Source organism: Acinetobacter sp. NIPH1876 (assembly GCF_022808535.1).
In the GTDB taxonomy this organism is placed as follows: Bacteria; Pseudomonadota; Gammaproteobacteria; order Pseudomonadales; family Moraxellaceae; genus Acinetobacter; species Acinetobacter higginsii.
In genome coordinates this window covers 25,984-45,484 of sequence record NZ_JALGBR010000021.1, presented here as the reverse complement: position 1 = coordinate 45,484, position 19,501 = coordinate 25,984, and the positions used below count along the sequence as shown (strand labels likewise).

The following is a 19,501-nucleotide window of genomic DNA, read 5'->3' as shown; positions in this document are numbered from 1 at the left end:
ATGCGAGTTCATTATCTAGCATTCTTTATTGCTTGTTTGAGTGTGAGCCTACCTCAGTTAAGCAGCGCTCAAGCAAATATCAATCATACAGATGGACACCAGCACCAAGCCACAAAAAAAATAGTGCACTATCGTATTGCCGACATTGATCCACGCTTTAATTTAAGTCAACAACAAGTCCTCGAACTCACCCAGCAAGCTGCCAAGCTTTGGGAACAAGAAACAGGACAACAAAACTTTATTTATGATCCACAAGCTGAATTCAGCATTAATTTAATCTTTGATGAACGTCAACAACGCAGCACGGATCGTTTACAAGGCCTAGATCAACTGAAGCAACAACAACAACAGTGGGAAATGCAGAATCAACAATTACAACAAGTTAAAGAGGAAATTCAAAGAACGACTGCTTTAATCGCCAGTAAGCAGGCACAACTCAACCTCCAATTCCAGCAATACAATACAGAGGTTTTGCGTTTCAACCAAACCCGTTCTAATTCTAAAGATTTAGCTCAACAATTTTCACAAAGGCAGAAGGCTTTAGAACAACAGTCTTTAGTATTGCAACGTGAAGTTCAAGAACATAATCAGCGTACACAGCAGCTCAATCAACGCATTCAGAATTTAAATCAAAACAATCAACAACTGGTTGCATCTGCAAGCCAATTTAATCAGGTCTTTCAACCACATTTATTCCATAAAGGACACTTCAACGGTAAACAAATTCTGATCTATGAATTCTCTTCTACTAATGATCTGCGTTTGACCTTAGCACATGAATTTGGTCATGCACTTGGTCTAGAGCATACCAATGATCCACGCTCACTGATGTACCCTGTCATTCAAAAACAAAACTTCCAGCAATTTGCGCTCACTGATTCTGATAAAGATTTGGTAAAAGCCATTTATTGATAGCAACAGCAGGTTTTTCTTTACAAGAATTAACATTGACTAGACTCTAAGTATAGTTTTTGTACAAATAAATAAATATTTTATGTGAAATAGAATGTATTTTTTTTAGATGTAAAAAATATTTTTGCAGCTTAATTTGATCAGCTATTAAAGATTTAATGCATTAGAAATAAAAAATAAACAGTTGTTCTCACATTGGTTTTAGATCATTTAATAAACAAACCCTGTTTTTTTTGCACGATTTTTTACCAATATGTCTACAAATGTATTTTTATTCATTTTCCGGAAATATCGTTAAAACTCATAGATTGAACTCTCTTCCATCAATTTGACTACTGATTTTTTTTGACTAAAATGTGACCTCTTTCAAGCTTTATCTCCTATTATGCGTCTTTTATCTCTCCTTATGGCTGCATGTTTTACCTTGCTAGCCCCAGTCTCGACTTTTGCTAAAATTAGCTCGACTGCTCCAGCACAGTCGCAAGTTCGCTATAACACAGAGCAACCTTTACGCTATCGTATTGCTGAACTTGACCCGCGTTTGAACATCGATCAACAACAAATGATCGACTTAAGTAAACAAGCTGCTGCAATTTGGGAAAAGAACACGGGTCAAAAATATTTTGTGTATGATCCTGAGGCAGATTTTGTGATTAATCTGGTTTTTGACCAACGTCAAATTCGTAGCATGAAACGTGCTGAAAGTTTGAGTCAACTTGAGCAAGAACAACAGAATTGGTTGAATAGAAATGAGAAATTGCAGAGAACCAATGCTGATTTAGCAGAAAGCAATGCTCAACTTGAACGACAAAAGAAAGCCTACGAAAATCAGGCCCAACAATATCAGCAAGGCTTAGCGCAATATAAGGCAGACAGCAGCAATAAAGCATTGTTCACTGCACTGCAAAAACAGCAACAACAGTTGCAGCAGCAAGCCCAGAAATTGCAGGCAAAAATTACTGAATACAATCATAAAGTCCAGCAAAGTCAGGAAAAGGCTGAAAAATCGAAACAAGTCCATCAACAGTTAAGTGCTTCTGTAAATGAGTTTAATGAGACTTTTAAGCCTGAAGTGCTACACAAAGGTCAATTTGATGGAAAACAGATTTTTATTTATGAATTTTCATCAACTGATGACTTACGTTTAACCTTAGCACACGAATTTGGTCATGCTTTGGGTCTAAAGCATACCCGTGATCCAAGGTCTTTGATGTATCCACGGATTAAAGATCAGGATGCAAAAGATTTTCAACTGACTGAGACTGATCTAAAGCTATTAGGTTTAGCAGATTAATCGAACATCATAGGTAGATATAAGATGATCTGCTAAGCAATAACAAGAATGGGTCGATTGTTTTGATTTATTCATGTTATTGTGATGATAAAACATCATCTTAGCCTTAATGGAGATCAGCATGAGTTATTATCATATCTTAATTGAAGTGAACAACCACATCAGTACGATTGAACAGACTCGTGATATCGAACTCTTGAATATTCAAGATATTAGCCCTTATCTCCATGCCATCTTAATTCCTTATTTCAATGAGCAAGAGTTAGAGCTTGAAGATGAAAATCTTGCTTATGATGAAGTATTGCATCTTGAAATCAAACAAACGCTATTGCCCATCGAGCACTTGATTGAAGAAGAACAAAAACAATTACCAAGTGATACCGATGTCACGATTACCGCTTATGAAATCTTTAATGATCGTGATTTAAGCCAAGATGTCACAGCGGTCATTTTTGATATTTTAGAAGCCGTTAAATTAGATGCTGCCCCTTAATTAAAAAAGGTCTGCCCAACGGCAGACCTTTTTTAATTATCGAGTTCAAATTTATTTCATCATTTGCTTGGCCTGCTCCTGACGGAACGCACGTAAAATCTGCTGCCCTGCACGTCCAGTCTGGTTTAAACCGAGACGGCTCTGTTCTTGGCGAATGGCCTGACGGCTTTTATCGCCAATCAACCCATCGACTGCACCAATATCATAGCCACGCTGTACTAAAAACTGTTGAATTTCACGACGTTCTGCACGGGAAGTCCCTGCATCATCGGTCGGCCAAGCGGTTAAAAATGGCGTGCCACCACGTAAACGATCAGATAAGTGTGCAATGGCTAAACCATAACTTTCAGCCGCGTTATAGCTATAAATTGCATCGAAGTTTTTAAATACCAGAAATAATGGACCATTGGCACCCGCCGGTGAAATCAGTCCCGCTGGCGTACTGCCCGATAAATTACCTTGAATCAACGCAGTGCCATCCGCTCGGGTGACCCCTTGCGCAATCCAGTTGTTCAGTGCTTTCTTATTCCGACGGCTTTCACCAGAAATTGACATGCCTTGCGGGATTTTAACCTCAAAGCCCCATGGCATACCGGTTTGCCATCCTGCTCGTTTTAGGAAATTAGCTGTTGAAGCTAAAGCATCCGTGGTACTTGAAACCAAATCACGGCGACCGTCTCCATCGAAATCTACGGCTAAGCGCTCATACGTTGATGGCATAAATTGAGTATGACCAAAAGCACCTGCCCATGAACCATACAATTGATCTTGGGTTAAATCACCACGTTGTAAAATACGCATAGTGGCAAAAAACTCACCACGGAAATAACTTTGACGACGACCTTCACAGCTCAAAGTACCCAATGCCTGTAATAAAGGATATTTACCCGAAATATCACCATAATTACTTTCGACACCCCAAACGGCAACTACTGTTTCTGCAGGTACACCATAGGCCTGCTCAACGCGGTTTAAGACTGCACGATGTTGAGTCAGTTTTTGCTGTCCTGCTTGTACTCGTTCGTTATCCACAAGGCCAGACAAATAATCCCAAATCGGGGTCGAAAATTCAGGTTGATAGTTTAATTTATCAATCACCGAATAATCAGGCGTTAAATTTTGCGTATAACGATCATAGGTTGCACCTGATACGCCTGATGCAATTGCCTGTGAACGCAAATTGGCAATACAGCCCTGAAAATTGGAATTTGGCGTATAATTACTACTGGCAACAGGCGCTGTTGTGGTGGGTGTCGAAACCGTTGCACCGTTAATCACAAGCTCGGCATGCGCCTGATTGAAAAAAGTAAATAAGGCAGTGCCTAGAAAAAAAGAAAAATGACGTTTCATGACTGAACCAAAACTTTTGAATTTAAATTTCCTCTCCACCTTAACACGCTATATGAAGATGTATAGTTTGGAAACGTAACTTTAAATTCATTTTGGCGAGTTTTAAATTTAAAACTCTGTTTTTAAATTCATAACTCAGGCTTTATTTTAAATTTAAAAGTTATCAACATGACTTATTTAAATTCAAAAGCACCTCCATTGGATAACACAGCCTTTTAAATTTAAAAACTTATCCACTTTTAAATTCATTTTCCCATATATAAACGAGCGATTGTTCCAAATAGAATCCTAAAAAGACCACAAACCTATATTTTTTTATAAAATAATTATAGATAAAACAGATATCCACAGCTCAATAATTTAAATTTAAAAGCCAACCACCACGCAACTTTAAATTTAAAACAATACGCTCATTTTGAATTTAAACCCTATAAATACTTATCCACCGCCATTTAAATTCAAACAACAGCCACTCTTTTAAATTCAAAATATCAAAAACAAGTTATCCACAACAAACCATTACTCTATTTTTAAATTTAAAAAGCATGTGAAATAAAAAAAGCGATCCAAAGATCGCTTTTTTTAGGTATTGTGGATAAGTTTAGATGCTCATATCATCAGTTAATGCCAATGGAACAGGTAATATTTTTGCCAATTGGCGGCATAAACCGGTTAAATCATCTGAATGATTTGGCATCAACGTAATGTGTCCCAGCTTACGGCCAGTACGCTCAGACTTATTATAGAGGTGTAAATGAGCGCCATTCAGTGCCAAAACATCTTCTGACTTGGGATGCTGACCAATAATATTGATCATCACACTTGGGCGAATCACTTCAGTTGCACCCAATGGTAAGCCTGCAACCGCACGGATATGGTTTTCAAATTGCGAGCAAATCGCACCTTCAATCGACCAGTGACCTGAATTATGCACACGACACGCCATTTCATTGGCGCATAAACCTTGTTCCGTCACAAATAGTTCAAGTGTGAGCACACCCACATAATCTAAGTGCTTCAGCAATCGGGTAATATAGTCTTGCGCAACAGGCTGTAAATCAGCGCTATTTGGAGCAGGTACGATTGAGTGTGACAAGATGCCATTATGATGGTGATTCTCAGCCAAAGCCCAAGTTTTCACATCACCATTTTGTCCACGTACCGCAATAATCGATACTTCGCGACTGAATTTGACAAAACTTTCTGCCACCAGACTTTTTGCAGGACCTAATTCAGCCCAAGCTGTCTCAATTTGATCTTCAGTACGTAAAACGAATTGACCTTTACCATCATAACCACCAGTTACGGTTTTCAATACGATGGGTAATCCCAGATCCGATACCGCTTGTTTTAAGCTCTCTAAACTATCCACAGCGCGATACGGCGCAACAGGAATGCTCAACTCATCAAACAAACGTTTTTCAGCCAAACGATTTTGTGCAGTCGCCAAAGCAAGGCGAGGAGGGTGCAAGGTTTTGCTTTGTGTCAAAACATCCACATCTGCAACAGGCGTATTTTCGAATTCAAGACTAAAGACATCCGCGCTTGCAATAAAATCCTGTAATCCCTGTGCCGCTTGGCTCGAAAAAACTGGACCCAAAATCGCAGCAGGGCAATCTGTTTCTGCTTCAAAGAAGGTGCATTGAATATTCAGTGGTAAGGCTGCTTGCGCCATCATACGGCCTAGCTGCCCACCACCAAAAATGCCAATCGTTTTATTCATATCTGTAACTCTTTTGCTCGGGCAAATCCTTAAAGCAACATTCTTACTCGTCTTCTTGCGGAGCTTACGCTCCTCAGGGCAAAGCGTTGCTTTGCGTATCCTCATTCATGACCAGGAATGTTATTACTCGATACTTTTTCTGTTTGTGCAGTACGGAAGTCAGCCACATTTTTAGCGATGTCTGGACGGGTTAAACCTAAAATCTGTGCCGCCAGAATTGCAGCATTGGTTGCACCAGCCTGACCAATTGCCAAAGTACCGACTGCGATACCTGCTGGCATTTGTACAATCGAAAGCAATGAATCAACACCATTTAAAATCGATGATTTAACCGGTACGCCTAATACTGGTAAATCAGTTTTAGCGGCGCACATTCCCGGTAAATGTGCAGCACCACCAGCACCCGCAATAATCACTTGGATACCGCGATCACGTGCTGTTTCAGCATATTCAAATAAACGATCTGGCGTACGATGCGCAGAAACCACTTCAGCTTCAAAAGGAACACCCAACTGTTTGAGCATGTTAGCGGTATGTTCAAGTGTTGCCCAATCTGATTGAGAACCCATGATAATTCCGACTAAAGGTTGGCTATCTGTTGCGACCGCATTCATTGGCTTTTCCAAAACATGATAAAAATAGACAAGTATCTCGACTTACGCCAAGCACGAGAGAATAAATTGGCACATATTATAGCGGTTTTTTCAGGCATCCCCAACAAAAGAACACGTTAACTGACGCTTCGGAAAATTAGCTTTGATTTCTAAAAACAAAGTAGACACAGCCCATTAAACATAGCATCGCCCAGATGTAATCGAGTTTGAAGGGTTGTTTAAACACAAAAATCATAAAGGGCACAAACACCATTAACGTCACCACTTCCTGAGTGATTTTCATTTCACCCAAACTCCAGCCATGCTGGTTCAGCAATTTGGTAGCAGGAATCATAAAACTATATTCCAACAGCGCAATACACCAGCTAAATAAGATTGCCTGCCAGAGTGGTGCATCATGCAAAACCTTCAGATGCCCATACCATGCCAAAGTCATAAAACAGTTAGAAATAATCAACAAACATAGGGCGAGAAGAGTAGGGCTCAACATTGTGTTCTTTTATCCAAATCAGGGTTGAACAATAGGGAGTAGCATGCCAGTAAAACTGTTGAAATATTAGCATCTATCCGCATCATTATAAGTAAAGAACAACAACGAATTTTGACTATCTTTTCCATGCAAGCCTTGCTATCGTTGCGTTTGATTTTTATTGATAACGACAATCATACATACGATACCGTGCTGTATGAAAAGCAGTGGAGAAGGCGCGTTATGCATCTGCATATTTTGGGTATTTGTGGCACATTTATGGGGTCTTTGGCTCTACTCGCACGAGATTTAGGACATAAAGTCACAGGTTCAGATGCCAATGTTTATCCACCGATGTCGACTCAACTGGAAAATGCAGGTATTGAATTGATGCAGGGCTATGACCGTAGCCACTTGCAACCACATCCTGATCTTGTCATCGTCGGCAATGCCATGAAACGTGGGATTGATGCGATTGAATACATGCTGAACGAAGGCCTGCCTTATATTTCTGGTCCACAATTCTTGGCAGACCATGTGCTCCAAGGTAAACATGTGCTCGGTGTCGCAGGCACACACGGTAAAACCACCACCACCACCATGTTGGCTTGGGTGCTTGATCAAGCAGGCTTAAATCCAGGTTTCTTGATTGGCGGCGTACCATTGGGTTTCAGTGAAAGTGCACGTCTAGGCGGCGGTCAATATTTCTGTGTCGAAGCGGATGAATATGACTCTGCCTTCTTCGATAAACGATCTAAGTTCGTTCATTATCATCCTAAAACCGCGATTTTAAACAACCTCGAATTTGATCACGCTGATATTTTTGATGATCTGGCTGCGATTCAAAAACAGTTCCATCATTTGGTGCGTACTATTCCAAGTGAAGGTCGTATTATTGCGCCAATTACTGAAACCAATATCGATGAAGTATTAGAGCAGGGCTGCTGGACCCCTGTAATTCGTACCAGTCTAGAACCAAATGACCAAGCCGCTTTATCTGCTGAGTTGATCAGTGCCGATGGCAGTCACTTTAAAGTACTGGAACACGGCCAAGTGGTCGGTGATGTGAAATGGAATATGACAGGGCAGCATAGTGTTGCCAATGCGTTGGCAACGATTGCAGCGGCACAGCACGTCGGTGTCAGCCTTGCGCAAGCTTGTGAAGCCTTGTCCAACTTCGGTGGTGTTAAACGCCGTATGGAGCTGTTAGGCACGGTGCGTGGTATCGAAGTCTATGATGACTTTGCCCATCACCCAACTGCGATTGAAACCACACTCGACGGCGCACGTAAACGTCTAGGCGAACGTAAGTTGTGGGCGATCATTGAACCACGTTCTAACACCATGCGTATGGGCAGCCACAAAGATGGTTTGGCACATTCTGCTCGTTTAGCGGATGAAGTGATTTGGTACCAGCCAGAAGGCTTGGATTGGGATCTACAACCTGTGATCTCAGCATCAGCAAACAAGGCTGAAGTCAGCCGCTCTTTAGATGAGATCATTGCCCGTGTGGTCAATGAAGCAGGTGAGGGTGATGCTGTGGTGATCATGTCCAATGGCGGCTTTGGTGGTTTACACCAAAAATTGATTACGGCTTTGTCTTAATCTAGCCAGTAGCTTATTTTCATCATCTAATTTTGTCACGGTATTCTCTATCGTGGCAGGCGGCATGGATGCCGCCCGTTGGACTGTGGTATAGGGATATACCATCAGTCCAACAAAAGATTTTTGTTACTTTTCATCTTTGAAAAGTAAGGAAACGCCTATACCCAAACAACTCGACTATTCAGCCTATATGAGGTTGTGAAATATTGCCGAATAAACATATTTGTCCATGCATTTAAAATGGCAATCAACTCAATTTATTCACAAGTTTCAACGGCAAAATTTTCATTGCAATCCCCATTGGCAACCACGGCCACTGTGGTACATAAGCCTTCACTGGTTCTTTCTCAATCGCTTTGACCAAAGCCTTACTTCCGGTTTTCTCATCCACCTCAAATGGTAATTTTTTCGCACCCTCATTTAACTCAGTGCGAATATAACCTGGGAAAATCGTTGAGACTTTAATTGGGGTATGCAGCAACTCGGCACGAATCCCTTCTGCCAAATGCGCTACAGCAGCCTTACTGGCGGCATAGGTCGATAAATGCTTCGGTAAACCACGCATCGCACTCATCGAAGAAATCACCACCAAATGGCCTTTATTTTGCGCTCTAAAGATTTCAACCGCTGCTTCACACTGTGCCAAGGCCGAGATAAAGTTGGTTTCCGCCGTAGCGCGGTTCACCTCAAAATGCCCTTTACCAATACGGCGACCATCGCCAACACCAGCATTGACAATAATTCGGTCAATCGTGCCAAATTCTTGCTGAAAAGCATGGAACACCGTAAACACATCGTCGTAATGGGTCACATCAAGGGTTTTAATCTTGACCTGAATCGAAAACTGACTTTGCAACTGTTGTTGTAAGGCTTCTAAACGCTCTAGGCGTCGTGCACAAAGCGCCAGATTGTAGCCTTTGGCGGCAAATTCACGCGCCATACCTGCGCCCAAGCCCGAACTTGCCCCTGTAATTAAAATCGTCTTTGCCATGCCTGCCACCTATTTTTTTAAATCCATGTTAAAAGTTCAGCATCACGCGCTTTCAAATAATGATGCTCATTAAAACTGAGTAATTGCAAACGACTCTCTGTCCAACGCAGTGTGGTGATACTGGCATTGGCAATCGACCAATTCAGTGCAAAAATCTGTTTGGCATTCAGTCCCAACACCTGACCGACCGCCACAGAAATCACACCGCCAGAACTAAATACCACGGCCTGACGAGGTTGCGTGGCATCAATGTGCTGACATAAACCGTGCAAAGCACTTTGTACACGCGATTGAAAGCCTAACCAAGTCTCATGATATTCATGGTCATATTGCTCACCAATCCAACGGTCAATGGCTCCATCGAAAATTTTGGCCAGATAAGCACGAGGATTGGCCACCAAATCGACATCCTGTTTCAGCAATTCAGGTTGATTAAAACGTGGTTCATATTGGGCAAAGACCTGTTGATGATCAAACTCATTCCAAGCCGATTCTGTTTGAATCGCTGCATCCTGAAAACTTTGTGATAAAGCCAGTTGCGCCGTCTGCTGATGACGTTGCATCGAACCTGCCACAATCAGCGGTGTTTGTTTCAGCGTCTGTTTAAAAAAATCACCGACAACCTGTGCCTGCTGTTCACCTTTGGCTGAAAGCTGGTCATAACTTGCTGCACCAAAAGACGCCTGCCCATGTCGTACCAAATAAATTGTGGTCATCGTTTTAAAATATCCTGTAGTTTTGCACCATATTCAGCAATCAATGGTCGTGCCTGCGGATTGTTTTGCGCGATCAGTTTTAAAGCCCGAATATGTAAGGCATGAATCATGATCCAGAAATCTTTAAAGGCTGGATTATCGGTTTGCTGATGGTAATAACGATAATAAATCTGTTGCGCAATCACAGCCAAACGGAACAAACCAAACACTTCATAAAAAGCCCAATTGGCAGGCTGTAAACCGGTCTTTTCCAGATAGTAATCCACCACCTGTTGACGTGTCAGCATGCCTTTTAGATTGGTCGGTTGACGGCGGCTGGATTTCATCAAAGCATCATCATCCTCTTGAATCCAGTAGGCGAGTGCGCTGCCTAAATCCATCAAAGGATCACCCAATGTTGCCATTTCCCAATCCAATACGCCAATCACTTGCGTCGGTTGTTGTAGAGCTAAAATGACATTATCAAAACGCCAGTCATTATGAATCACGCAGGTTTTCGCATCAGTTGGGATATGTTGCAGCAACCACTGACGCACAAAGGTAAAATCGGGCACATTCGGTGTCAACGCTTTGCTATAACGTGCATCCCAACCTTCAACTTGACGACGGCAGTAGCCTTCACCTTTACCCAGTTTTTCTAGCTCCGTGCCTTGATAAGGTACTTGATGCAGCTCAATCAATTTATCTAAGACATTCAGACAAAGTTGCTGCACCTGTGACTCATCCAACTGTAATTCTTTGGGTAAATTAGCACGTGGAATAATGCCTTCAATCCGCCTCATCACATAAAAATCGCAACCGATGACGCTGTCATCCTGACACAGCGCAATCATTTCAGGTAGCACAGGGTAGAACGGTGCCAGATGCTTTTGCACATTGTATTCACGCGCCATATCATGCGCTGATTTGGCTTTGGTGCCTTTCGGTGGACGACGCAAGATCAGGTCGGCATTGTCATACTGCAGCCGATAGGTCCAATTCGATGCGCCCCCTGAATATTGGGTCACTTGTACCTGTCCTTGCAGATCTACACCTTGGTTTTTTAACCAGTTTTCAACCGCTGCAATATCCAGCTCTTCACCATGGCGAACCTGTCCACCGATATCAATCATTGTCATTGTTGTATTTTCCTTATCAACGAGCATAGCCACGTTTTTTCAGTTCTAATTTGGCAATCATGCCTTTATGGACTTCATCAGGTCCATCGGCCAAACGTAAACTACGCGCTTGATTGAAAAATGCAGTCAGTGGGGTATCGCGTGAAACGCCTTCACCACCGTGTATCTGGATCGCCATATCGACCACATGTTGCAAGACGCTCGGCGCCACCACTTTAATCGCAGAGATTTCTGTCAATGCCGCCATATTGCCCAGCGTATCCATCTTATAAGCGGCGTACAGGGTCAATAAGCGCGCTTGATCGATCTGCACCCGCGCATCTGCAACACGCTCTAAATTACCACCGAGTTTGAGAATTTCTTTACCAAAGGCTTTACGTGACATACCTCGATCAATCATCAGCTCCAATGCTTTTTCAGCTGCGCCAATACAACGCATACAATGGTGAATCCGCCCAGGCCCTAAACGCCCTTGCGCAATTTCAAATCCTTGTCCTGCACCGCCAATAAAGTTGCTAAGGGGTACACGCACCTGTTCGAAATTGACTTGCCCATGTCCATGCGGGGCATCGTAATCACCAAAAACTGGCAACATCCGTTCAATCGTTACCCCTTGCGTGTCGATTGGCACCAATACCATCGAATGTTGATGATGACGGTCTTTGTTTGGGTCTGGAGTATAGGCCATGAAAATAATCACTTTGGCATTGGGATCGCCTAAACCCGATGACCACCATTTGCGTCCATTCAAAACAATCTCATCGCCCTCAATCACGGCCGTGGCTTGCATATTGGTGGCATCACTGGAGGCGACTGCAGGTTCAGTCATGCAGAATACGGAACGGATTTCGCCCGCGAGAAGAGGGTGCAGCCATTGTTGTTTTTGCTGCTCACTGCCATAGCGCCATAACACTTCCATATTACCGCTATCAGGCGCATTGCAGTTAAATACGGTTGGTGCAAGTAAGCTACGTCCAGTCAGTTCGGCAATATGCGCATATTCCTGTACCGACAGACCTGCACCCAGCTCTGTATCAGGCAAGAACATGTTCCATAAGCCAGCTGCTTTGGCTTTACTTTTCAGCTGTTCCAGTTGGTCAGGCCATTGCCATTGCGTCCAGTCGCCATCGACATTGAGATGATGGACTTCATCCCAGAAGGCTTTTTCAATCGGTTCTATTTCTTGTTGAATAAAGGCTTGCGTTCGTGCAATAAAATCCTGTGCGCGTTCAGATAATGCAAACATCCTCATTTCCCTCAATCTAAAATATGGCGAATATTGATTCGCTGCTTTACATCACCATAAGCGAAAATTTATTATGAATGAAATGATTTTATTTTATTCAAAACTATGAATCAGATTCATAATACTAGCCCACTGGAAGTGGCTCACTTTCATCGTATTGATATCAATTTATATCCGCTGTTTATTGCGATTTTTGAACAAAAGAGCATTTCCAAAGCTGCGCAATTGTTGTGTATCAGCCAATCAGCAGTCAGTCATGCCTTGCAGCGTTTGCGCACACAACTTGGAGACGAGTTATTTGTTCGAAGCGGGCAAAAAATGCTGCCAACGCCTTATGCCGAGCAAATTTATCAGCCGATTCAGACCGCATTGCTAAGCATTCAACAGATTGCCGTACCGCAGCATGATTTTGTACCCAGTATGCTGCACAGCCTAAAAATTGCCATTCATGATGAAATCGAACCGATTATTTTTCCACAATTGGTGCATCATTTTGCCCAATTGAATCTGAACATTCAGTTCTTGAGTTCTAAGCTGGATCGTAAAAATATGCTGGCCGATCTCTCAGCGCAACAAATCGATTTTGTGATTGATCTGGTACAACCCCAGCAGGCACATCTGCAGTTTGAAAATCTGATTGATGACCATTTTGTGGTGTGTACCCAGCAGTCTGAGATGAATTTATCTCAGTATTTATCCTCACCGCATATTGGTGTGTCATCACGGCGGACTGGCTTATTGCTGGAAGATATTTATCTAAATCGACAACAGCTGTCTCGGCAAATTTTCCTGCGTTGCCAACATTATTCAACCGCACTGCAAGTCTTGGCCCAATACCCCGATGCAGTGCTAACGATTCCACAAAGTATTCTGAAAAATCTGCATTATGCGAAGCATTTAAAGATCCACGCACTTCCGATTGAATTGCCTAAAATCAACATGGGCATGTATTGGCATGAACATGTCACACATAACCCACGCCACCAATTTTTGCGCACAGAAATTTTGAAAATTTTTAATTAGAACAGGCGAATGCATTGCTGATTCGCCTGTCTGCTCATCTTCATATTGGGAGGCTTTGATTATTTGTTTGATGCCAGCTGTTGCTGATCATGGCAATTGATCAAGTACACTTTGGAAAGCATGAGACGGAGGATATAAACCACCGCCATCGCAAAAATCATATAGCCAATATCGGCAAAGAAAAAAGGAATCGAGAAAAGGATCAAAATCGTCATTGGATAAAGCCAACGTCCCCATCCCGACAAATAGGATGTCTCATAAAATAGCCAAATATAGGTGTTATAAACCACCAAGCAGATCGCAATCATCCATCCCATCATTTGACTGGAAATGTGAGCATGATGTGTTGAAACATCGACCGAGGCCGCTAAAGCTGCACCTAAGACCGCAATACTGATAAAGATAAAAAAATGGCCGTACCCCCATAAAAAAGGCTGTACCCCATGACGTTGATGGTGATGATGACTGCGATCAAAGTAGACCCACCACATGGCAAACATCATCAATAAGCCGCCAATCACTAAAAAGATTTCTTTGAAGTTCACGTCATGATTGGCAAAGGCTTCCTGAGTGGCAGCAAAACTGCCAATAATCGACTCTCCCAACACAATGATGGTGAGTAGTGCATAACGCTCAACAATATGATGTGGATGCCAAGGTGTCACCGCATATTTTTCGGCATACAGCGGTACAGCTAACTCAGCCAATACCAAAATCAGGAATAACACAGGCGTCATATGAATAGCGCTGAAATTGCCAATCAACCATCCCAACTGCACCAAGACTATACCAATGGCATAGCGATAGGCAGTTATCCTTCGTTCAGGATCATGCTTGGCGACACGTATCCATTGGGTCACTAAAGCCAAACGCATAATCACATAACCAATGATAATGACATCAAAATCCTGCTGTTGAAAAACTGCGGGGATACCCGCCGCCATCACCAATGAGCCAACAATTTGCACAAAGGTCAAACAGCGATACAGCGTGTCATCATTGTCATAGGCGGAGGCAAACCACGTGAAATTCATCCATGCCCACCACAAGGCGAAAAACACCATAAAATAGGTCGGTAAAGCATGCCATAAATGACCTTCAATGATCGCGTGATGGAGTTGCTGTCCTGCTGTTGCAATCGCAACCACAAAAATCAGGTCAAATAAAAGTTCTAATGGCGTGGCCGCACGGTGGGCTTCTTCAGGGTCACGGGGGACAAATAATTTCCGCGGTTTATTTTGATTGTTTTCAGCACTCATCTCTTATTCTCTGAACAATATAGGCCTTCGCTTTTAACTTAATCTATCTTCCAGCATTTACCTAATACCGCAATCATAAAAAAATGCTTAAAATTTATGCATTGAAAGTTTGCTTAAATCGATTATTTATGTAATTCTATGCCTATCTTTGGATGTCATCATCCATAACAGAATTTGACAAGGGGAGTAGCCTCCTCCAAGCCTAGGTTGTGAAACTGAACAATTTAGGTGTCAGAGTTTCGTCATTACACTTTGCAAAAAGTCGGACTCTGAGCATCACAAGCGATCGTGATGTAGGCAAGACCTTGATCATGTTGAAACAGATGTTTTATTTAATTCATCTGGCAACTGGTCAAGGTTTTTTTATGTCCATTTGCCAGATAGGGAGTTGTGATGGAAACTATCGGTAATTTATGGCTGTACGTTGCGTTCTTCGGAATCGTAACCGTCATGCTCATAGTCGACTTTTTAGGCTTTAAACAAAAACAAAACCAAGATGTACCCATCAGGCAAGCGGCTTACTGGAGTATTGCTTGGGTCACCGTTGCCATGATTTTTGGTGGTGGTTTGTGGCTATACCTGCAACAAACCGTAGGCGCAACCATCGCCAACCAAAAAACCATGGAATACTTTGCGGGTTATTTACTGGAAAAATCGCTGGCAATAGATAACGTCTTTGTCTGGCTGATGATTTTTGCAGCTTTTGCGATTCCTCCTGCATTCCAGCGTAAAATCCTGCTTTACGGCGTACTTGGCGCAATCATTTTAAGAACCATCTTTATCTTTATTGGCGCTTGGTTTGTACAAGAGTTCTCTTGGGTGCTGTATATCTTCGGTGCGTTCCTTGTCTACACAGGCTTTAAGTTCCTAAAAGGGCAGGATGAAGAAGAAACCAATATTGAAGATATCAAAATGCTGAAGTGGTTACGCAAACACATGCGGATTACCCCACAGTTAGAAGGCAATAAGTTCTTCGTTCGCCAGAACGGTGTATTATGGGCAACGCCTTTGTTCTTGGTGTTAATCTTGGTAGAAGCGTCTGATGTGATTTTTGCGGTGGATTCTATTCCTGCGATTTTCGCTGTGACCAGTGACCCGTTCATTGTATTAACCGCAAACTTAATGGCGATTTTGGGCTTACGTGCGATGTTCTTCTTATTGGCAGGCGCTGCAAGCAAAATGCATTACTTACCATATGGTTTGGGCATCATCTTATTATTCATTGGTGCAAAAATGTTATTGCTCGATGTATTCCACATGCCAATCTGGATATCATTAGGCTTTATCGTACTGGTCTTGAGCATCACCGCTTATCTCTCGTTACGCCATAACAAACACCAAGCGCAATAAGCGCAATAAGCGCAATAAGCGCAAAGCATCTCAAAAGGGTCTTCAATGAAGGCCCTTTTTTATTTAAGCATCATCCACTAATTGCAATTTAGTCCATTGCTGTAACCACTGTTTGGATTCAACCCGTTGTTTAAAGGTATCATTGCTGACCAATGCAGGATTCCAACGCAATCTGAGTTCAAATAAATCATGCAGACCAAAGGGTGCGATCAGTTCCAATTCTCCTGAGCGGTTTAAGCGGACTGCAAGCGCCGTTGCTGTGTCTGGCCATAGTGACAAAGCCTGCTCAATCGAGACTAGAGGCTGAATTTTTTCGGCCTTATCCTGACCATACCACGTGTGCACCAAGGCCTGATTCACCACATCCCATTGTTGTTCTGGAAAGATTCGCGCTAGTGCTTGCTGCAATTGCTTTTCTCTGCTGTGATCACGCTCAGTTGCGTCATGATAGATCACATCGACATCACTATTTTGCAAGTCAAAGCTTTGACCATGTAAATGTGCCCATACGGTATTCCGAAGCACACCTGCACTTAAATAAGCCGTAGGATGTAATTGAGCCAATTGCTGCAACATCTCATACAAAGCAGGGGACTGCATAATCAGATCAAATAGTCTGCTTCGATTGCTTTGCTCTGTCTCTGTGTTTCCCCTAGATAAGACATACATTTCGATCTCCCCAAACTGAGTTTCTTTAAATTATGAGTCACATTTATATACCTTTTCAGCCTACGAATTAGACGAATAATCCAGTAACTTTGGCAAAATCAGGTACAATCAACCGAAAAAAGTAAAATTGTAGGTTGTTATGACTTTGGCTACTCCAATCACGGTGATTCGTGGTCACTTCTTAGATATTCAAAAAACCGTTTCCCAAGCTGCTGAAATTGCCGATCAAGTGCGCTATCTCGAAGATGGTGTCATGATCACTGAACAAGGCAAAATTCGCTGGTTTGGCACGTGGAACGACGCTCAAGCCCATCTTCCTGCAAACGTTGAAATTCAGCATTATCCAGAACAATTAATTATTCCGGGCATGATCGATACCCATATTCATTTCCCACAAACCGAAATGGTCGGTGCCTACGGCGAACAATTACTCAGTTGGTTGAATACCTATACCTTCCCAACCGAAATCCAGTTTAAAGACCAAGCCTATGCGCAAGACATTGCCAAGTTTTTTGTCAATGAACTACTCAAAAATGGCACCACTACAGCCTTGGTGTTCTGTACGGTACATCCTGAATCGGTGGATGCTTTATTTGAGGCCGCAGAACAGCACCAAATGCGTTTAATCGCAGGTAAGGTGATGATGGATCGTCATGCACCAGAAGCACTGTCTGACACCGCAGACAGCGGCTATAACGATTCTAAAGCATTAATTGAGAAGTGGCATGGCCAAGGTCGTGCGCTGTATGCAATTACGCCACGTTTCGCGCCAACATCAACGCCTGAGCAACTCGAAAAAGCGGGGCAACTCAAAGCTCAATTTCCGGATGTCTATGTACATACCCATTTGAGTGAAAACAAAGATGAGATTGCTTGGGTCAAAGATTTGTTCCCTGAGCAAAAGGGCTATCTGGATGTCTATCATCACTATGGCTTAACTGGTCAACGTTCGGTATTTGCACACTGCGTGCATTTAGAAGATGCTGAATGGAAATGTATGCATGAGACTGATTCTGCAATTGCCTTCTGCCCAACCTCAAACCTATTCTTGGGTAGCGGTTTATTCCCATTGAACAAAACTTGGCAACAACAGGTTAAAGTCGGCCTTGGCACCGACGTTGGGGCAGGGACCTCGTTTAGCCTATTGCAAACCGTCAATGAAGCGTACAAGGTACAACAGCTACAAGGTGATAAACTCTCTGCATTTGAGTCGCTATATCATGCAACCTTAGGCGGAGCAAAAGCCTTGCATCTGGATGACAAGCTCGGTAACTTCAATGTCGGTAAAGAAGCTGATTTTGTGGTATTGAACTTGAAACCGACCGCCTTACAACAATTACGTCAGTCTCGTTCAAAATCGGTTGATGATAGCTTATTTGCCTTATTCACCATGGGCGATGACCGAAATATTGAGGCAACCTATATCTATGGACAAAAAGCCTATAGCCAAAGTGAAACGCTTAAATAAACAAAAACTTGGGTGGATCATATTGGCCGTCGGATGTGCTGTTCTGTTAAAACGTGACCGTGCATCTGCTCAAAATGAAACATATTCTTCATCATCAAAAGGTGCATGAACGGTAATTTTGTTTTAAAATTGGCGGATTAGCTCAAGATTTCGAGGTGTTGCAGGTCAACACCTTTTTTATTTTCCCGTTTTTAAGTTTTAGGAATCTACCGATGACCATTGCAATGCGCATTATGATTTCAAGTGAAGAGATTCAAGCCAAAGTCAAAGAACTGGGCGAAAAGATCAATGCACACTATGCTCAAAGTGATAAAGAACTGGTATTGATTGGCCTGTTACGTGGTTCAGTTATTTTTATGGCCGACCTATGCCGTGCCATTGAAAAGCCACACGAACTCGATTTTATGACTGTTTCTAGCTACGTCAATGGCACCACGGTTTCATCAAGAGACGTCAAGATTCTGAAAGATCTGGATGGTGAAATTCACGGTAAAGATGTGCTGGTGGTGGAAGACATTATCGACTCCGGCAACACCTTAAGCAAAGTGGTTGAAATGCTGCAAACACGTAACCCGAACTCGATTGAACTGTGTACCCTGGTGAGTAAGCCATCACGCCGTGAAATTCCGTTAGAAGTTAAATTCTTAGGTTTTGAAGTCGAAGATCGCTTTATTGTCGGTTATGGTTTGGATTTCGATCAAAAGTATCGCCACTTACCATTTATTGGTGAAATCGGTCTTTAATGAGTAGACAGTGACTGGCATTTTATCCATGTTCATGAACTTTACTCAGGTGCCTTAGGGCACCTTTTTTATGGCCTGATATAAACAAACATTGCTCAAGAATGCACAAAAATACGACATAAATAGGCAATCCACTACAGACAAAGCACGCTCCGATCAAGCAGGATAATAAGAAATACCGCTTTTAAAACAAGGAGAAAAGATAATGTGGACTCTGATTGTAGCCATTGTTGTTGGTTTTTTTGCTGGTTTAATTGCACGCGCAATACATCCAGGTGATGACAAAGCTGGCTTTATTGTCACGACCTTATTGGGTATCGCAGGTTCATTACTCGCCACTTATGGTGGACGTTTACTTGGCTTATATGCTGAAAATTCGGCAGCAGGTTTTATTGCGTCTGTGCTGGGTGCGGTGATTATTTTATTCCTTTATAAACTCGTCACCAAAAAAAGTTAAA

The 19,501-nt window shown here is 42.5% G+C and carries 19 protein-coding genes; 9 read left to right on the top strand and 10 right to left on the bottom strand.

Going from position 1 to position 19,501, the window contains the following annotated elements; all coding sequences use genetic code 11:
* From MN869_RS18485 to MN869_RS18475, 3 genes are all read left to right on the top strand, one after another.
* Entirely contained in the window at positions 1 to 912 is a 912-nt protein-coding gene (locus tag MN869_RS18485) for a matrixin family metalloprotease (RefSeq protein WP_243309012.1), read from the top strand.
* A gap of 385 nt (positions 913 to 1,297) precedes the next feature.
* Positions 1,298 to 2,206: a matrixin family metalloprotease gene (locus MN869_RS18480; RefSeq protein ID WP_243309010.1), complete on the top strand. Its 909-nt coding sequence runs from the start codon at positions 1,298 to 1,300 to the stop codon at positions 2,204 to 2,206.
* 109 nt (positions 2,207 to 2,315) lie between these two features.
* Positions 2,316 to 2,699, top strand: coding sequence for a hypothetical protein (locus tag MN869_RS18475; RefSeq protein ID WP_243309008.1), 384 nt, complete (start codon positions 2,316 to 2,318; stop codon positions 2,697 to 2,699).
* 51 nt (positions 2,700 to 2,750) lie between these two features.
* Here MN869_RS18475 and MN869_RS18470 read toward each other — a convergent pair whose 3' ends face one another.
* The 4 genes from MN869_RS18470 to MN869_RS18455 all read right to left on the bottom strand — a co-directional run bounded on the left by MN869_RS18470 (position 2,751) and on the right by MN869_RS18455 (position 6,876).
* Positions 2,751 to 4,049 carry a lytic murein transglycosylase gene (locus tag MN869_RS18470; RefSeq protein ID WP_243309006.1) on the bottom strand — a complete coding sequence of 433 codons (1,299 nt, stop codon included), beginning with the start codon at positions 4,047 to 4,049 and terminating at the stop codon, positions 2,751 to 2,753.
* A 601-nt stretch (positions 4,050 to 4,650) separates the two neighbouring features.
* Positions 4,651 to 5,772 carry a 5-(carboxyamino)imidazole ribonucleotide synthase gene (locus MN869_RS18465; protein WP_171552293.1) on the bottom strand — a complete coding sequence of 374 codons (1,122 nt, stop codon included), beginning with the start codon at positions 5,770 to 5,772 and terminating at the stop codon, positions 4,651 to 4,653.
* 101 nt (positions 5,773 to 5,873) lie between these two features.
* Entirely contained in the window at positions 5,874 to 6,386 is a 513-nt protein-coding gene (gene purE / locus MN869_RS18460) for a 5-(carboxyamino)imidazole ribonucleotide mutase (RefSeq protein ID WP_005290665.1), read from the bottom strand.
* A gap of 136 nt (positions 6,387 to 6,522) precedes the next feature.
* On the bottom strand, positions 6,523 to 6,876 hold the full coding sequence (locus MN869_RS18455) for a DMT family protein (RefSeq protein ID WP_171552292.1): 354 nt from the start codon (positions 6,874 to 6,876) through the stop codon (positions 6,523 to 6,525).
* 222 nt (positions 6,877 to 7,098) lie between these two features.
* On the opposite strand from MN869_RS18455, the gene mpl reads away from it, so the two are divergent.
* The gene (gene mpl, locus MN869_RS18450) at positions 7,099 to 8,460 is read left to right on the top strand and encodes a UDP-N-acetylmuramate:L-alanyl-gamma-D-glutamyl-meso-diaminopimelate ligase (RefSeq protein WP_243309005.1); all 1,362 of its coding nucleotides are present in this window, start codon (positions 7,099 to 7,101) and stop codon (positions 8,458 to 8,460) included.
* 247 nt (positions 8,461 to 8,707) lie between these two features.
* On the opposite strand, the gene MN869_RS18445 is transcribed toward mpl, so the two are convergent.
* Genes MN869_RS18445 through MN869_RS18430 form a run of 4 tightly spaced genes read right to left on the bottom strand, consistent with a single transcriptional unit; the run spans position 8,708 to position 12,531 of the window.
* The gene (locus MN869_RS18445; RefSeq protein ID WP_243309003.1) at positions 8,708 to 9,451 is read right to left on the bottom strand and encodes an SDR family oxidoreductase; all 744 of its coding nucleotides are present in this window, start codon (positions 9,449 to 9,451) and stop codon (positions 8,708 to 8,710) included.
* A gap of 17 nt (positions 9,452 to 9,468) precedes the next feature.
* Entirely contained in the window at positions 9,469 to 10,167 is a 699-nt protein-coding gene (locus MN869_RS18440; protein ID WP_243309002.1) for a histidine phosphatase family protein, read from the bottom strand.
* The gene (locus tag MN869_RS18435) at positions 10,164 to 11,285 is read right to left on the bottom strand and encodes a phosphotransferase family protein (protein ID WP_243309000.1); all 1,122 of its coding nucleotides are present in this window, start codon (positions 11,283 to 11,285) and stop codon (positions 10,164 to 10,166) included. The genes MN869_RS18440 and MN869_RS18435 overlap by 4 nt, the downstream gene beginning before the upstream one ends.
* A 16-nt stretch (positions 11,286 to 11,301) precedes the next feature.
* The gene (locus MN869_RS18430; RefSeq protein ID WP_243308997.1) at positions 11,302 to 12,531 is read right to left on the bottom strand and encodes an acyl-CoA dehydrogenase family protein; all 1,230 of its coding nucleotides are present in this window, start codon (positions 12,529 to 12,531) and stop codon (positions 11,302 to 11,304) included.
* Positions 12,532 to 12,636: 105 nt separating this feature from the next.
* Between MN869_RS18430 and MN869_RS18425 the strand changes: the two genes are divergently transcribed.
* Positions 12,637 to 13,554 (top strand): LysR family transcriptional regulator, encoded by a 918-nt coding sequence (locus MN869_RS18425; RefSeq protein ID WP_243308996.1) that lies wholly within the window; start codon positions 12,637 to 12,639, stop codon positions 13,552 to 13,554.
* Positions 13,555 to 13,613: 59 nt separating this feature from the next.
* Here the strand turns inward: MN869_RS18425 and MN869_RS18420 are convergent, their stop codons facing one another.
* Positions 13,614 to 14,813, bottom strand: coding sequence for a low temperature requirement protein A (locus MN869_RS18420; RefSeq protein WP_243308994.1), 1,200 nt, complete (start codon positions 14,811 to 14,813; stop codon positions 13,614 to 13,616).
* Between the two features lie 393 nt (positions 14,814 to 15,206).
* Between MN869_RS18420 and MN869_RS18415 the strand changes: the two genes are divergently transcribed.
* The gene (locus tag MN869_RS18415) at positions 15,207 to 16,163 is read left to right on the top strand and encodes a TerC family protein (protein WP_243308992.1); all 957 of its coding nucleotides are present in this window, start codon (positions 15,207 to 15,209) and stop codon (positions 16,161 to 16,163) included.
* A gap of 63 nt (positions 16,164 to 16,226) precedes the next feature.
* Here the strand turns inward: MN869_RS18415 and MN869_RS18410 are convergent, their stop codons facing one another.
* On the bottom strand, positions 16,227 to 16,832 hold the full coding sequence (locus tag MN869_RS18410; protein WP_243308990.1) for a nucleotidyltransferase family protein: 606 nt from the start codon (positions 16,830 to 16,832) through the stop codon (positions 16,227 to 16,229).
* 139 nt (positions 16,833 to 16,971) lie between these two features.
* On the opposite strand from MN869_RS18410, the gene guaD reads away from it, so the two are divergent.
* From guaD to MN869_RS18395, 3 genes are all read left to right on the top strand, one after another.
* Positions 16,972 to 18,300 (top strand): guanine deaminase, encoded by a 1,329-nt coding sequence (guaD, locus tag MN869_RS18405; protein ID WP_243308988.1) that lies wholly within the window; start codon positions 16,972 to 16,974, stop codon positions 18,298 to 18,300.
* A 212-nt stretch (positions 18,301 to 18,512) separates the two neighbouring features.
* A complete protein-coding gene (gene hpt, locus MN869_RS18400) occupies positions 18,513 to 19,043 on the top strand; it encodes a hypoxanthine phosphoribosyltransferase (protein ID WP_016162105.1) in 531 nt (176 codons plus the stop codon).
* A gap of 205 nt (positions 19,044 to 19,248) precedes the next feature.
* On the top strand, positions 19,249 to 19,500 hold the full coding sequence (locus MN869_RS18395; RefSeq protein ID WP_243308987.1) for a GlsB/YeaQ/YmgE family stress response membrane protein: 252 nt from the start codon (positions 19,249 to 19,251) through the stop codon (positions 19,498 to 19,500).
* The last annotated feature ends 1 nt before the right edge of the window (position 19,501 follow it).

Bases quoted from the DNA above. Each gene is read 5' to 3' on its own strand.
- MN869_RS18485 (WP_243309012.1), top strand. From the start codon at position 1: ATGCGAGTTCATTATCTAGCATTCTTTATTGCTTGTTTGAGTGTGAGC.
- MN869_RS18480 (WP_243309010.1), top strand. From the start codon at position 1,298: ATGCGTCTTTTATCTCTCCTTATGGCTGCATGTTTTACCTTGCTAGCC.
- MN869_RS18475 (WP_243309008.1), top strand. From the start codon at position 2,316: ATGGAGATCAGCATGAGTTATTATCATATCTTAATTGAAGTGAACAAC.
- MN869_RS18470 (WP_243309006.1), bottom strand. From the start codon at position 4,049: ATGAAACGTCATTTTTCTTTTTTTCTAGGCACTGCCTTATTTACTTTT.
- MN869_RS18465 (WP_171552293.1), bottom strand. From the start codon at position 5,772: ATGAATAAAACGATTGGCATTTTTGGTGGTGGGCAGCTAGGCCGTATG.
- purE (WP_005290665.1), bottom strand. From the start codon at position 6,386: ATGAATGCGGTCGCAACAGATAGCCAACCTTTAGTCGGAATTATCATG.
- MN869_RS18455 (WP_171552292.1), bottom strand. From the start codon at position 6,876: ATGTTGAGCCCTACTCTTCTCGCCCTATGTTTGTTGATTATTTCTAAC.
- mpl (WP_243309005.1), top strand. From the start codon at position 7,099: ATGCATCTGCATATTTTGGGTATTTGTGGCACATTTATGGGGTCTTTG.
- MN869_RS18445 (WP_243309003.1), bottom strand. From the start codon at position 9,451: ATGGCAAAGACGATTTTAATTACAGGGGCAAGTTCGGGCTTGGGCGCA.
- MN869_RS18440 (WP_243309002.1), bottom strand. From the start codon at position 10,167: ATGACCACAATTTATTTGGTACGACATGGGCAGGCGTCTTTTGGTGCA.
- MN869_RS18435 (WP_243309000.1), bottom strand. From the start codon at position 11,285: ATGACAATGATTGATATCGGTGGACAGGTTCGCCATGGTGAAGAGCTG.
- MN869_RS18430 (WP_243308997.1), bottom strand. From the start codon at position 12,531: ATGTTTGCATTATCTGAACGCGCACAGGATTTTATTGCACGAACGCAA.
- MN869_RS18425 (WP_243308996.1), top strand. From the start codon at position 12,637: ATGAATCAGATTCATAATACTAGCCCACTGGAAGTGGCTCACTTTCAT.
- MN869_RS18420 (WP_243308994.1), bottom strand. From the start codon at position 14,813: ATGAGTGCTGAAAACAATCAAAATAAACCGCGGAAATTATTTGTCCCC.
- MN869_RS18415 (WP_243308992.1), top strand. From the start codon at position 15,207: ATGGAAACTATCGGTAATTTATGGCTGTACGTTGCGTTCTTCGGAATC.
- MN869_RS18410 (WP_243308990.1), bottom strand. From the start codon at position 16,832: ATGTATGTCTTATCTAGGGGAAACACAGAGACAGAGCAAAGCAATCGA.
- guaD (WP_243308988.1), top strand. From the start codon at position 16,972: ATGACTTTGGCTACTCCAATCACGGTGATTCGTGGTCACTTCTTAGAT.
- hpt (WP_016162105.1), top strand. From the start codon at position 18,513: ATGACCATTGCAATGCGCATTATGATTTCAAGTGAAGAGATTCAAGCC.
- MN869_RS18395 (WP_243308987.1), top strand. From the start codon at position 19,249: ATGTGGACTCTGATTGTAGCCATTGTTGTTGGTTTTTTTGCTGGTTTA.